Annotated in this window: 12 protein-coding genes and 1 tRNA gene; 6 read left to right on the top strand and 7 right to left on the bottom strand. The window is 40.3% G+C overall.

Annotated elements, in window-relative coordinates:
• Positions 1–537: 537 nt before the first annotated feature.
• From ACS72_RS12410 to sdhC, 4 genes are read right to left on the bottom strand one after another with little or no spacing between them, the layout of a single operon-like run.
• Complete coding sequence (locus tag ACS72_RS12410) at positions 538–1,248, bottom strand: succinate dehydrogenase iron-sulfur subunit (RefSeq protein ID WP_048882298.1); 711 nt, start codon at positions 1,246–1,248, stop codon at positions 538–540.
• A gap of 14 nt (positions 1,249–1,262) precedes the next feature.
• Positions 1,263–3,161, bottom strand: a complete 1,899-nt coding sequence (locus ACS72_RS12405; RefSeq protein WP_004810838.1) for an FAD-binding protein — start codon at positions 3,159–3,161, stop codon at positions 1,263–1,265.
• A gap of 12 nt (positions 3,162–3,173) precedes the next feature.
• A complete protein-coding gene (gene sdhD, locus ACS72_RS12400; RefSeq protein WP_004810840.1) occupies positions 3,174–3,536 on the bottom strand; it encodes a succinate dehydrogenase, hydrophobic membrane anchor protein in 363 nt (120 codons plus the stop codon).
• Positions 3,536–3,934 (bottom strand): succinate dehydrogenase, cytochrome b556 subunit, encoded by a 399-nt coding sequence (gene sdhC, locus ACS72_RS12395; RefSeq protein ID WP_008301879.1) that lies wholly within the window; start codon positions 3,932–3,934, stop codon positions 3,536–3,538. The genes sdhD and sdhC overlap by 1 nt, the downstream gene beginning before the upstream one ends.
• Before the next feature lie 1,001 nt (positions 3,935–4,935).
• Between sdhC and gltA the strand changes: the two genes are divergently transcribed.
• The 3 genes from gltA to ACS72_RS12380 all read left to right on the top strand — a co-directional run bounded on the left by gltA (position 4,936) and on the right by ACS72_RS12380 (position 8,858).
• The gene (gene gltA / locus ACS72_RS12390; protein WP_008301877.1) at positions 4,936–6,210 is read left to right on the top strand and encodes a citrate synthase; all 1,275 of its coding nucleotides are present in this window, start codon (positions 4,936–4,938) and stop codon (positions 6,208–6,210) included.
• A gap of 186 nt (positions 6,211–6,396) precedes the next feature.
• Positions 6,397–6,891 carry a hypothetical protein gene (locus ACS72_RS12385; RefSeq protein WP_048882297.1) on the top strand — a complete coding sequence of 165 codons (495 nt, stop codon included), beginning with the start codon at positions 6,397–6,399 and terminating at the stop codon, positions 6,889–6,891.
• Positions 6,892–7,232: 341 nt separating this feature from the next.
• Entirely contained in the window at positions 7,233–8,858 is a 1,626-nt protein-coding gene (locus tag ACS72_RS12380; protein ID WP_048882296.1) for an NAD+ synthase, read from the top strand.
• A gap of 208 nt (positions 8,859–9,066) precedes the next feature.
• Here ACS72_RS12380 and ACS72_RS12375 read toward each other — a convergent pair.
• Positions 9,067–9,143, bottom strand: a tRNA-Met gene (locus ACS72_RS12375).
• Positions 9,144–9,222: 79 nt separating this feature from the next.
• On the opposite strand from ACS72_RS12375, the gene ACS72_RS12370 reads away from it, so the two are divergent.
• Both ACS72_RS12370 and ACS72_RS12365 read left to right on the top strand, forming a co-directional pair.
• A complete protein-coding gene (locus tag ACS72_RS12370) occupies positions 9,223–9,723 on the top strand; it encodes a hypothetical protein (RefSeq protein WP_081405862.1) in 501 nt (166 codons plus the stop codon).
• Between the two features lie 259 nt (positions 9,724–9,982).
• Positions 9,983–10,429, top strand: a complete 447-nt coding sequence (locus tag ACS72_RS12365) for a universal stress protein (RefSeq protein ID WP_004810852.1) — start codon at positions 9,983–9,985, stop codon at positions 10,427–10,429.
• 49 nt (positions 10,430–10,478) lie between these two features.
• Here the strand turns inward: ACS72_RS12365 and ACS72_RS12360 are convergent, their stop codons facing one another.
• Both ACS72_RS12360 and ACS72_RS12355 read right to left on the bottom strand, forming a co-directional pair.
• The gene (locus ACS72_RS12360; protein WP_048882316.1) at positions 10,479–10,811 is read right to left on the bottom strand and encodes an MGMT family protein; all 333 of its coding nucleotides are present in this window, start codon (positions 10,809–10,811) and stop codon (positions 10,479–10,481) included.
• 120 nt (positions 10,812–10,931) lie between these two features.
• Positions 10,932–12,431 carry a sodium:proton antiporter gene (locus ACS72_RS12355; protein WP_048882295.1) on the bottom strand — a complete coding sequence of 500 codons (1,500 nt, stop codon included), beginning with the start codon at positions 12,429–12,431 and terminating at the stop codon, positions 10,932–10,934.
• Positions 12,432–12,653: 222 nt separating this feature from the next.
• Here ACS72_RS12355 and ACS72_RS12350 point away from each other — a divergent pair, with 222 nt between their 5' ends.
• Complete coding sequence (locus tag ACS72_RS12350) at positions 12,654–13,208, top strand: hypothetical protein (RefSeq protein ID WP_048882294.1); 555 nt, start codon at positions 12,654–12,656, stop codon at positions 13,206–13,208.
• Positions 13,209–13,289: the final 81 nt, after the last annotated feature.

The following is a 13,289-nucleotide window of genomic DNA, read 5'->3' as shown; positions in this document are numbered from 1 at the left end:
GTCGCAGGTTTTTCCGTGTTTAAAAAGTGTACATTAATCCTTACATTTTTTGGATATAATCTTATGCTAAATGCTATCACGATCTCGACTAATCAATTGATTTTTTTGACGAGAAATGTGTGTTTTTTAGTCAAATACATCAACCAGAAATTACTCTAACATAGGGAGCTTTAAATGAAAAATACAATCTCCGTAGACTAAAGTCCTACATCCATCCACCATACCACTGATAAACAAAAAGAGAGTAAATCTTCCAATCCACTCCCTTTGCAATCTTGCGTTATATAATAACATTATCGGGAATCTTTTTCAGGTCAGTTTTACATCTAAAAATCATAAATAAATCGAACTACATCATATTAGTGCACAAACCTGAGTAAAATGCTCTGAAATGATTCATCACCCTTTATGATTGCACCAGAACTCCTGCTGATAACACCTGCTTTTCGACTAGTCTTACCCTTTTCAGCGCCCCTATAAAGCAAAAAGCACACCAAGTGGTGTGCTTTTTTGACAAACTGTTATTCGCAGTCTGAATTAGCCAGCCATATCTAGAAGCATGTTACGGATGTGACCGATTGCTTTGGTAGGGTTCAAGCCTTTAGGACATACAGATACACAGTTCATGATGCCTTTACAACGGAACAGCGAGAATGGGTCGTCAAGACGAGCCAAACGCTCTTGAGTTGCTGTATCACGTGAGTCAATGATGAAGCGGTAAGCATTCAACAATGCTGAAGGACCCAAGAACTTATCAGGATTCCACCAGAATGACGGACATGAAGTTGAACAGCATGCACAAAGAATACATTCATACAGACCATCAAGATGTTCACGTTGTTCAGGAGACTGCAGACGCTCTTTAGGCGGTGCAGGCTGATTGTTGATCAAGAACGGATGAATTTTGTTGTACTGATCGTAGAACTGATTCATGTCTACAACAAGGTCTTTAACTACTGGAAGACCTGGCAGTGGACGGATTGTGATTGTTTCTGGTAAATCATTCAGGTTCCACAGACATGCAAGACCGTTTTTACCATTGATGTTTACACCATCAGAACCACAAATACCTTCACGACATGAGCGACGGAACGTTAAAGATTCGTCTTGTACTTTTAATGCCAGAAGTGCGTCAAGCAACATACGGTGCTTGTCAGTCAATTCCAGTTTAAAAGTTTGCATGTACGGTGCTGCATCCTTATCAGGATCGTAGCGGTAGATATTAAATGTACGAGTACCTCTACTCATCTTACTTCTCCGAATTAGAATGTACGTGGTTTAGGTGGAATTGCATCAACCGACAATGGACGGTAACGCACTGGTTTGTACTCAAGACGGTTGTCCGCAGAGAACCATAATGTGTGCTTCATCCACTCATCATCACGACGACCGTATGGGTATGCAGGATGGTCAGGAGACTCTTCAAAGTCTACTACCGTATGCGCACCACGGCATTCTTTACGCGCTGCAGCTGAAATTAGAGTCGCTTTAGCAACTTCATACAAGTTTTCAACTTCAAGTGCTTCAATACGTGCTGTGTTGAATACTTTAGATTTGTCTTTCAAGTGAATGTTGCGCACGCGCGGTTCAATTGCAAGAATCTGTTTCACACCTTCTTCAAGAAGTGCAGATGTACGGAATACACCAGCGTGGTCTTGAACGATGTCACGAATCGCATCAGCAACTTCTTGAGCATTTTCACCTGTAGTTGATTCGTCAAGTTTACGAATACGTGCAACAGTTTGCTCAAGTACAGTTGTAGGAAGCGGTTCATATTCATCACCGTGGTGTTTAGTCACATAATCGATGATGTGCTGACCGGCAGCCTTACCAAATACAACCAAGTCAAGCAGTGAGTTTGTACCTAGACGGTTTGCACCATGTACAGATACACAAGAACATTCACCAATCGCATAGAAACCTTTCACTGGTTTAGTGAAGTTACGGCCTTCTTGGTTAGTAGAGTATGTATCAGTGTTTTTGTCGTAGTGAGTAACCAGTGCTTCAGTTTCTGGAGACTCTGGAACAACAACCTGACCATGAATATTCGTAGGAATACCACCCATTTGGTAATGGATTGTTGGTACTACAGGAATTGGCTCTTTAGTGATGTCAACGTTCGCGAATTTCTTACCAATCTCAAATACAGATGGAAGACGTTTCATGATGGTATCCGCACCCAGGTGCGTCATATCAAGAAGGATATAATCACCTTTAGGACCACAGCCACGACCTTCTTTGATCTCTTGGTCCATAGAACGTGATACGAAGTCACGTGGTGCCAAGTCTTTCAAAGTTGGAGCATAACGTTCCATGAACGGTTCGCCATCTTTGTTACGAAGGATTGCACCTTCACCACGACAACCTTCAGTTAGCAATACGCCTGCGCCCGCAACACCTGTAGGGTGGAACTGCCAGAATTCCATATCTTGTAATGGAATACCTGCACGAGCTGCCATACCAAGACCGTCACCAGTATTGATATACGCGTTAGTAGATGCACGGTAAACACGACCCGCACCACCCGTAGCAAATAGAGTAGCTTTCGCCTGGAATACTGCAATTTTACCAGTTTCCTGATCGATAGCAGTTACACCCAATACATCGCCAGCTTCGTTACGGATCAAATCAAGTGCGATCCATTCTACGAAGAATTGTGTACCCATTTTCACGTTGCTTTGATAAAGCGTATGAAGAAGTGCGTGACCTGTACGGTCAGCTGCAGCACATGCACGAGGAACCGCTTTTTCACCGTAGTTTGCAGAGTGACCACCGAATGGACGTTGGTAAATCGTACCGTCTGCGTTACGGTCAAATGGCATACCTAAATGTTCTAATTCATATACCACTTGAGGTGCTTCACGCGTCATAAACTCGATCGCGTCCTGGTCACCTAACCAGTCAGAACCTTTAACTGTGTCATAGAAGTGGTAGTGCCAGTTATCTTCTTGCATATTACCAAGAGATGCACCAATACCACCCTGTGCCGCAACAGTGTGTGAACGTGTCGGGAATACTTTAGTCAGTACAGCAACTTTTAAACCAGCTTGAGCAAGTTGGTAAGATGCACGCATACCTGAACCACCGCCACCCACGATGACAGCATCGAAAGTTTCATGTGGAATATTTGTGTAATCTTCTTTAGGGTTAATTGCGCCCATGATCTCTTCCTATCAAGCCCAGAAAATCTGGATTGCCCAGATTGCGTATGCTAATACAGCGATAATCACTGCTGAAGTCAATACAATGCGTAAACCTGATGCTGATGGACCCATTTGACGAGTAGTCACATAGTCAGTGAAAACCTGCCACATGCCAATCCATGCGTGTGCAACAAGAGAGAATACTGCCAATAAAGACAAAATCTTCATTGGTGTAGTCATCATAAAGCCGTACCACTGTTCAAAGTTGAAGCCACCATTCAGTAGAATCCAACCCAAAACGATAACAGTATACACAGCTAGAACCACTGCACTCACACGTTGAAGAAACCAATCGCGAGAACCTGAACCCGTTAAACCAGTAGCACTTTTCATTAGAGTACGATCCATACAAATGCTGCAACAATACCGATCGCAGACAAGATTAATGAAATAGTAGCTGCAGTACGGCCGCTTTGCAGTTCTTCTGCAACGCCAACATCTGCAAGTAAGTGCTTAATACCAGTAAACGTATGATAGATTAAGCCGGCTACAAATACCCATACAACAAAACGCACGATGAAACCGTTAAAGATTTCTTGCACTTGAGCAAAACCTTCAGGCGAAGACAATGACTTGTCTAAAATCCATAAAAGGACCGGTACGAGTAAGAATACGATCACACCAGAAAGACGGTGTAGAATTGATGCAATAGCCACAGGTGATTTTAAGTTTACTTCTAAAACTTGACCCATGGACAAATTGACAGGTCTGTTGCTTTTCACAGCGGGCATCCTGTAGTTAAAAACTCCATCCGGAGTTTGTTGGAATTAATTCGAAGGAAAGCTGGCATTGATTAGGCAAATACATGCTTAAACGTAAAACGACACTGAATTATAAAACGCTCACTATCAAAATACAAACAACTCTCATAAGCTTTTTGGCTAAAAATCCTTTAAATAAGAATCATTAACAATAAGATTAATCTGCAATAATTTTATAATTGCCTTCAATCAATACTTATATATATGTTTTTAAATAATAAAGCCGATTAATTTAGTCCGATATGGATATATATTAGAAACATCTGTTCTTTAGACTAAAGGTGAAGATTCAAGCACTTAGTGCTCGATTGAAAATATCACTCAAACTATACAGAACCCTCTATTTTTTAAAGATTTACGATAAGCCAAATGGTGAATACAAAACTATCTTTATAATAGTTGAATGAATACGTCACTTAGGCAGATAAAACGCATTTCAGTACCACTTTATGCTATTCAACTTAAAAATGTGAAACAGGTCTCCAAATAAATCAAATTAGCATGATTTAATCGAGCAAAAATAAGTCATTTTTTAATCAAACAGACATTTCCAAATATTCTATTAAGTGCTTTTATTTATAAGACCTGACAAAAACTACCAACCCTTGAAAAAGCTGTAAGTAGTGAAATTTATATAGTTTTAGCCACTTTATCATTATAAACCTAATCATTTTAAACATTTTTTTACGATTAAAAGATGATGATTATTGCTGCAAACAATGCATTTTTTTCTGCACCTCCTGCATGTTTTATCTTATTATAGCGCGTTGATGCTGTGATTTTAATAAAGCTTTTTATACAGAGATTATGTGACTAAGCCGCTGTGTAACGTCATTTTTTATCCATAAGTATAATTGACAAAATTTCAGTACTCACTAATCTTATAGCAAATTTTTGATCCGTCCGTTTTGTACATTAAAAGATTGATAGACAACTCGGATAAACATTCACCAGGACAGGAGATCTATTGAATGTCTGAAGCAACTGGCAAGAAAGCCGTTTTACAGCTTGATGGCAAAGAAATTGAATTACCAATTTACAGCGGCACATTGGGCCCAGATGTAATCGACGTTAAAGATGTGTTGGCTGCAGGTCACTTTACTTTTGATCCTGGTTTTATGGCAACAGCTGCATGCGAGTCTAAAATCACTTTCATCGATGGTAATAAAGGTGTTCTTTTACACCGTGGCTACCCAATTGACCAGTTAGCAACTAAAGCTGATTACCTAGAAACTTGCTACTTACTTCTTAATGGCGAGCTTCCAACAGCTGAGCAAAAAGAAGAATTCGACGCTAAAGTTCGTAACCACACTATGGTTCACGATCAAGTAAGCCGCTTCTATAACGGTTTCCGTCGTGATGCTCACCCTATGGCAATCATGGTTGGTGTTGTTGGTGCGTTGTCTGCGTTCTATCACAATAATCTGGACATCGAAGATGTTAACCATCGTGAAATCACTGCGATTCGTTTAATCGCTAAGATTCCTACTTTGGCAGCTTGGAGCTACAAATACACTGTTGGTCAACCATTCGTTTACCCACGTAACGATTTGACTTACGCTGAAAACTTCCTGTACATGATGTTTGCTACTCCAGCAGACCGTGACTACAAAGTAGATCCAATCCTTGCGAAAGCAATGGACCGTATCTTCACACTTCACGCTGACCACGAACAAAATGCTTCTACTTCTACAGTACGTTTAGCTGGTTCTACTGGCGCTAACCCATATGCATGTATCGCTGCTGGTATCTCTGCACTTTGGGGTCCTGCTCACGGTGGTGCGAACGAAGCTGTTCTTAAGATGCTGGATGAAATCGGCACTGTAGAAAACGTTGCTGGCTTCATGGAAAAAGTGAAAACTAAAGAAGTTAAACTCATGGGCTTCGGTCACCGTGTGTACAAAAACTTCGATCCACGTGCGAAAGTAATGAAAGAAACTTGTGACGAAGTTCTTGGTGCTCTTGGCATCAACGATCCACAGCTTGCTCTTGCTATGGAACTTGAACGTATCGCGCTTTCTGACGAATACTTCATCAAACGTAACCTTTACCCTAACGTAGACTTCTACTCAGGTATCATCCTTAAAGCGATTGGTATCCCAACAGAAATGTTTACTGTGATCTTTGCGCTTGCACGTACAGTTGGTTGGATCAGCCACTGGTTAGAAATGCACAGCGGTCCTTACAAGATCGGTCGTCCTCGTCAGCTTTATACTGGCGAAACTCAACGCGATATCGCTCGTTAATTCGAATCGCGTCGAAAGACCCAAAAAACCGCCCTTTCGGGCGGTTTTTTATGGGCAATGAAAATATTAAGCACAGCAGCAAATAAAAAGTTGAGATTATTGTCTTAAATAGAATGATAAAGATGCTTACAAATCCAAGCCTATAATCCCGTTATAATCAGGTCATCCTGACTATTCATAAATACTATGCCCTATCGTTTTTTAGTCCTGCTGTTAAGACTGATCCGATTTCCACAATTTAAATGCCGTCAGCTGACTGTGGGCGAAATCCAGATGTGCCGTTCAGTGTTTGGAGACCGGATTGATTACGGCAAGGTGCATGTTATGAACCATCCTTTCCTGCCGTGGCAACCCAAGCATATTCTGATGGCACCTAGTGGATATATTCATGTACGCAATGCACTTTTTAAAGATGATTATTCCAAAGAGACTGCAAGTTATCGTGCAGTGTTTATTCATGAGATGACGCATATTTTCCAACATCAGCATGGCATTAATGTGGTATTGCGTGGCGCGATATTACAAACCGCTTATTTTTTGAGTTTTGGCCGCTATAATCCTTATCAATACTCCTATATTCCCGGCAAGTCTTTCTGGACCTACAATATTGAGCAGCAAGGTGATATTGCACGTGATATTTATCTTCAAAAGCTGCCAAATATCATTCAGGAAACGGATTAGAGAGTAATATATTAAAATTTTTATATATAAATCTTTTCGCCCTGGCCAGGCAGATTCGATACAAAACAATATGTGATCCCTTTATTTTTAATCATCCAGTTGCATTTCAACAATAAATCTATGCAAACAACGCTAGCATCTGCTTCAAATTTCGATAGAATAACTCTTGTATGATATTTTATTTCCAAAAATGAGATTAGGTATCAAGCTTTTATTATTGTGTTTATGTTTCTCGCCATTTGGCATTATGTAAGTACCAGATTGCATTCGGCTAAATAACTATAATTTTAAACAATAGCCGATTAGTGCAAAAAATCTATCAGGATTAGGATTTAGTTGGAATGAAAAGTTTTAAAATTGCCCTTGCTCAATTCTCTCCACATGTTGGCAATATCGATGCAAATACGCAAAAAATGATCGAACAGGCCAATCTGGCTAAAAAAGGCAATGCTGACCTGATTATCTTTCCAGAACTTTCGACTCTGGGCTACCCTGCAGATGACTTGATTCTGCGTCCAAGCTTGACTAAACGTACCCAACAGGCATTTGATCAACTGGCACAAGTCAAAGATATCGTAATGGTCTTTGGCTTTGTCAACCAGACTGAAGATGGTCAGCGTTTTAACTCTGCTGCAGTGATGAAAGACGGTCAGGTATTGGGAATTTATAACAAGCAGACTTTACCAAACTATGCTGTATTTGATGAGAAGCGTTATTTTAATGAAGGTCATCAACACCTGGTATTTGAATACCTCGGTCATAAATTTGGAGTACTGATCTGCGAAGATGTATGGTCTCTGAATGTTGTTCAACAGCTGGCTCAGCTGAATGTTGATACTGTGGTGGTACTGAACTCTTCTCCATATGAAGTCGGTAAGCCACAGCACCGTATTGAAACCATGGCAGCTTTGGTTAAACAGCTCAATATCAACCTGGTATATTGCAACCAGGTCGGCGGTCATGATGATCTTGTTTTTGACGGTACGAGTTTCGTACTGAATAAATCTGGTGAAGTTGCGCTGCAAGCAGCAAGTTTCCAGGAAAATCTATCTATTGCTGAATATGATGCAACTAACCTTGCGTTTAGCAAAACCAGCATTACCCCTACTCTTGACACCATGGCAGAGATCTATCAAAGCCTGGTCATGGCAACACGCGATTATGTACAACGTTCTGGCTTCCCGGGTGTAATTCTAGGTCTGTCTGGTGGCATTGATTCTGCCTTGACACTTGCGATTGCTGTAGATGCCATCGGTGCAGATAAAGTACAAGCGGTAATGATGCCTTACACCTATACGGCTCAGATCAGTGTGGAAGATGCAGCTGAACAGGCGAAAACACTGGGCGTGACTTTTGGTATTGCCGAGATCAACCCGATCGTAAATGGTTTCCTGCAAACCCTGTATCCGTTCTTCGGTGATGCTCCAGTGGATGCAACTGAAGAAAATCTGCAGGCTCGTTCACGTGGCACACTATTGATGGCTTTGTCGAATAAATTTGGCAACCTGGTACTATCGACGGGCAATAAATCAGAAGTAGCTGTGGGTTATTGCACTCTGTACGGTGACATGGTTGGTGGCTTCTCAGTACTGAAAGATGTGTATAAGACTATTGTGTTTGAACTGGCGAAATATCGTAACAGTATTGCAGACAAACCAGTGATTCCTGAGCGTGTGATTACCCGTCCACCTTCGGCAGAATTACGCCCAGATCAGGTTGATCAGGATTCATTACCTCCATATGAAGTATTGGATGCAATCCTTTACTCTTATATCGAAGAAGACATGAGTCAGGATGACATCATTGAGAAAGGCTTTGAGGAAGAAGTGGTAAAACGTGTGATTCGTCTGGTTGACGTGAATGAATATAAACGTCGTCAAGGTGCGATAGGTCCTCGTATCAGCTCACGTGCTTTCAGCCGCGAACGTCGCTACCCAATCGTAAATGGATGGAAAGCGGGTATCTGATTTAACCCTGTTTATTCAGAAAAACGCCCAAGTCCGCTTAGGCGTTTTTTTATTGGTAGTGATTTAAGATAAATGTATAACTCAAATATATTAATAAGTTGGCGCTGGAAAATTTAAATTAACAAGAATAGTGCAACAATTTTATAGGCTTGAATATATTTATTTGACACAAAAAAAGAGACCAAGCTGAGAGCTTGGTCTATAAAAATGGTGGCTATGACGAGACTTGAACTTGTGACCCCCGCATTATGAGTGCGGTGCTCTAACCAACTGAGCTACATAGCCGTAAACTGTGTGCGCATTATCGTAACTTCCGCATTCCCCGTCAAGCATTTTAATTCACAAATGTTCAGTCTTTAGGCAAATGCGTGTATTTGCATCAAACTTTAACCAAAATCAGTTTTTATTATGTATTTCACGTATTAATATGAATTTTAAAACCGTTTTAAGTTACTCAGATATGATTAAAACTAAAATTTTCTTGACCATTTCTACGGCACTCAACCTGAGTTCTTGCCAATTGATTTCACCACTTATGGTGGATTATAACGGTGTACGCCGTGATGTTGCACATTGGATTAATAATCATCAACTTATGAGCATGCAACAAAAACGAAGTTTGGTTCAACTGAGTAAAGCACAGCAAAAACTGAAGCATTTTGCTGAATATGATGCAACTAAACAAATGAAAGTTACCCAAGAAAACCAAATCGCCCTGCATTTTGCACGCATACACATTACAGAATCCAAAATCTCCCAACTTCAACAACAAATTTATGGATCAGCCAATGCCTCTATTCAACAACAGTATCAACGGCTCGCATCAAAATTTAAAATAGATACGACACAAATTCAATGTGAATAATGCAGATGATCTATTAGGCGCGACCTTAGTCTGACAGCTTGAAGCATTTAAAATTCAAACGAATTTATAGTTTATTATTTTTAATATAAAACAATAATTTATAAAAAATATTTTTACTAAAACATTATTTAACCATATGGATTTACTTGGTTTTATTTTAACCTAATTAGCGTTATTATTTAAAAAACACCATGCCCGACGGATCATAGGCATTGTTTAAAATTTTTATAATACCCATAAATACATGTGGAGAATGACCATGGCTTTTCAACATATTTTAGTTCCAATTGATGGTTCAGAAACGGCTTATGCTGCGGTAGATCAGGCAGTACAACTGGCGAAAACTTTTAACGGTAAAATCACTGTAGTTCAGGTGATGACCTTAGACCCTTATATTGCGGCTGAATACATTACCGCAGCACAAACCAATGATTTAATTGAACGTGCACGTACTGCAATCCAGCAAAACCTGGATGAAGCGAAAAAACGTTTCGAAACAGCTGGTGTACAGGTAGATACCCAGTTGCTGGAAGGTCAGGTGGTAAATACCGAGATTGCCAAAGCAGCAAAAACTTTAGGTGCCGACCTGATTGTGATTGGATCACATGGCCGTACCGGGTTCAAGAAATTCTTCCTTGGCAGTGTAGCTCAAAGCATTCTAGGACAGTCCGATGTTCCAGTGCTTGTGGTTCGTGGTCAGGCATAAATTATTATTTTATCCTCTTCAAAATACCTTATGTACACATGGGGTATTTTTATTGGATGCTGCCATCCCATTGGTAAAGTTTCAGATTAATTTTACCCTTAATAACTGCAACGCCTTCTTCTAGTAATTTACTTGCCTGAATATTCATCCCCTGCTCATCCAGTTTTTGCACACTGATTTTGCCTTGCGAACTAACGACGCGATGCCAAGGCAGATCAGATGCTTCATCCATCTCTCTCAGTACTCGTCCAACCAGACGTGCATGGCGTGGCAATCCTGCAAGCTGGGCCAGCTGACCATAGCTAGCAACTTTTCCTTGAGGGATTAATGCAATCACACCAAGAATCATTCGAGCAAGTTCATCACTGGGTTTGGCTGGCATTTTCAATATATCCATTTAAGCTGCTTTGATCATAATATTTGGATTCAAACTCACCAAGTTAATATCTAGGAAATAAAAAAAGAGAATCCAAAAATTCTCTTTTTTTAAATCAAAATTATTTTAGAAGTTATCCGGACTTTCCAGACGTTTCACTTCGTGTACTTTTTCAGGATTATGCACTGCTGCTACGCCATCTTCATCTTTTTCATCAATCAGGCTTTCAGGCTTGTACACCGTAATAATTTCATTGCCATTTGCATCTTCACCGATAATGTATTGGAAACCTTTCCGGTTCATTTTATGGCACATCCGCTGATACCAGCCTTTCCAGCCTTCTTTCTCTTCATTCGGATTATAATAAAAGGCATTCATTACAGCTGGTAAACCTAGACCACAAACCACACCGGATAACAGCACCACAATAAAGGTATAACCGACCAGAATACTGCTGTACTCTTTTAGTTGCGGAACATTGGCAACAGCCAGAATCAAAGCTAAAGAAATTCCACCACGGACACCACCCCAAGAGAGAATTGCAAGACTGCCGTTATAACGTTTTTTACGCAGATGTGGAAACATTGAAAAAGACAGGAAGTTTGCTGCGAAACGCACTACATGCAGAATAATAAAAGCCACGATTCCACCCAGAATCAGGCTAGTGCTTAAATCCAGAATAAACAGTTCAAGACCAATCAGGGTAAACAGGAAAGAGTTAATAATTCCTTCAACCGTATGCCAGAAATGGTTCACATCACCAATATCGGCATCTGCCAGAATTTCCTTCCATTTATTACCAACGATCAGGCCTCCAATCACACAGGCAATTGGTGCAGAAGCATGCGCTAGCAAGGCCACTAGATAGGAACCACAAGCCAGTAATGCAGTGGTTAGAATCAGGGATTCCATTTCATGTTTGCCGCGAAGAATGCGTAGGATTGCCCAACCGAATACCACGCCAATGAATACAGCCACCACAATTTCGTAGAGCAGTGTTTGCAGTACGCCCAATAAAGTAAAGTTCTCACCCTGTAATACATTCAAAAGCGTCATAAACAAGGCAATACACATCGCATCGTTAAACAATGACTCACCTTCCAGTTTTACCATTAAGTGATGCGGTGCACGAACTGAACTGAGCACCCCTTTAATTCCGATCGGGTCCGTTGCACCTAATGCTGCACCCAGTAATAGCAATACCAACAGATCAACATGCTTACCGATCAGGAACTGGTAACCATACAGGACTAGACCAAACAAGACTGCACAGATCACCAGCGCCAGACTGGCTAGAATTCCGATCGGACGCCAGTGATTGCGCAAATCGGAAACCTTAAATTTCAGCGCAGATGAGGTCAAAATAAAACAGATGACGCCGTTAATCAGAAAATCATAAAAATCGATATGCCGGACTGCATTTTCAATATTGGCAATATTGATACTGAAAAAAGGATTGCCCTGCAGCAGGCTCGCGCCCCATTGCAGGATAAATACAAAAATTGCAGAAACAATCGGAACACCAATCGCTTGAGGAAAACCTAGCACTCTTTTATTAAATAATGTCGTGGCAATAGATAATGCAAAAACAACGGTCAAAAGTTGCAAGAAAAAGAAATTGCCCATGGGTTCCCTTAAAGCGCGCCTCATTCCTGAAAATGAGTGATTTGGCTTATTTAAAAATAAAATATCAAATGAAAAAGCATTTCTGGATGAAATAATTTTAATCCTGTTTATTTTGCTATTTAGTTAAGTTTCTTTTCAATAGTTCCAAATGGTGGTTTATCATACAATTCTATCTTAGTACTTTGCTGTATTCTTTTACCAGTTCTTCTGAATCCTTCTCCCATGCATCAAACCGTTAAACTTGTTTTCCGTCTTTTTCTTGCTACTGTGATTTTTTTGGTCACGCTTGCATTGTGTTTTACCTGTTTTGCCAAAATTCAGGAGATCATGCAGGCCGAGCAGTATTATCAACAAGGCAAGTTAGTTAACTTAACCAGCTCACCAGATCAGCAGTATGTTTTGCTGTCCAATAACCAGAAACCAGATCATGCCATTTTTGTCCTGATTGCAGGAAATGGCTATATTTCCAAAAGTAGTTGTACCCATTATACGGCGTTGTGTAGCGATGATTTTAATCAGTCTCATACCCGTCAGATTGATCAGGTAAAACTGTTTAAGGCAGGTCAGTTTTCTTATATTCAACAGGTTAAATATAAAGATAGCCGCACTGGTCAGGTTTCAGAATTTTCCTATTCTGCTAATGAGATCCAGCAATTTTATCAGCAGGACATTGCTGGGCTGAAATATGTAGTCTTTGGTATTAGCTTATTTGCTTTAGCTGCTTTATTTGTCAGCTTCAAGCTGATCAGGAATTTTCAGCGATTTCTGAATAAATAAGTTTTTCTATGCTTAAGAAAAAGGAGCAACTGCTCCTTTTTCATTTCATTTGGCACTTTAAATAGATCTAAATACCTTTAC

The organism is Acinetobacter sp. VT 511, from assembly GCF_001077515.1.
Classification (GTDB): domain Bacteria; phylum Pseudomonadota; class Gammaproteobacteria; order Pseudomonadales; family Moraxellaceae; genus Acinetobacter; species Acinetobacter schindleri.
The sequence above is the reverse complement of the archived record's forward strand: the minus strand, read 5'-3'. Positions and strand labels throughout refer to the sequence as shown.

Coding starts and splice junctions, on each gene's coding strand:
- ACS72_RS12355 (WP_048882295.1), bottom strand. CDS start 12,431: ATGGGCAATTTCTTTTTCTTGCAACTTTTGACCGTTGTTTTTGCATTA.
- sdhC (WP_008301879.1), bottom strand. CDS start 3,934: ATGCCCGCTGTGAAAAGCAACAGACCTGTCAATTTGTCCATGGGTCAA.
- ACS72_RS12410 (WP_048882298.1), bottom strand. CDS start 1,248: ATGAGTAGAGGTACTCGTACATTTAATATCTACCGCTACGATCCTGAT.
- ACS72_RS12350 (WP_048882294.1), top strand. CDS start 12,654: ATGCATCAAACCGTTAAACTTGTTTTCCGTCTTTTTCTTGCTACTGTG.
- ACS72_RS12370 (WP_081405862.1), top strand. CDS start 9,223: ATGCGTGTATTTGCATCAAACTTTAACCAAAATCAGTTTTTATTATGT.
- ACS72_RS12405 (WP_004810838.1), bottom strand. CDS start 3,161: ATGGGCGCAATTAACCCTAAAGAAGATTACACAAATATTCCACATGAA.
- gltA (WP_008301877.1), top strand. CDS start 4,936: ATGTCTGAAGCAACTGGCAAGAAAGCCGTTTTACAGCTTGATGGCAAA.
- sdhD (WP_004810840.1), bottom strand. CDS start 3,536: ATGAAAAGTGCTACTGGTTTAACGGGTTCAGGTTCTCGCGATTGGTTT.
- ACS72_RS12365 (WP_004810852.1), top strand. CDS start 9,983: ATGGCTTTTCAACATATTTTAGTTCCAATTGATGGTTCAGAAACGGCT.
- ACS72_RS12380 (WP_048882296.1), top strand. CDS start 7,233: ATGAAAAGTTTTAAAATTGCCCTTGCTCAATTCTCTCCACATGTTGGC.
- ACS72_RS12385 (WP_048882297.1), top strand. CDS start 6,397: ATGCCCTATCGTTTTTTAGTCCTGCTGTTAAGACTGATCCGATTTCCA.
- ACS72_RS12360 (WP_048882316.1), bottom strand. CDS start 10,811: ATGCCAGCCAAACCCAGTGATGAACTTGCTCGAATGATTCTTGGTGTG.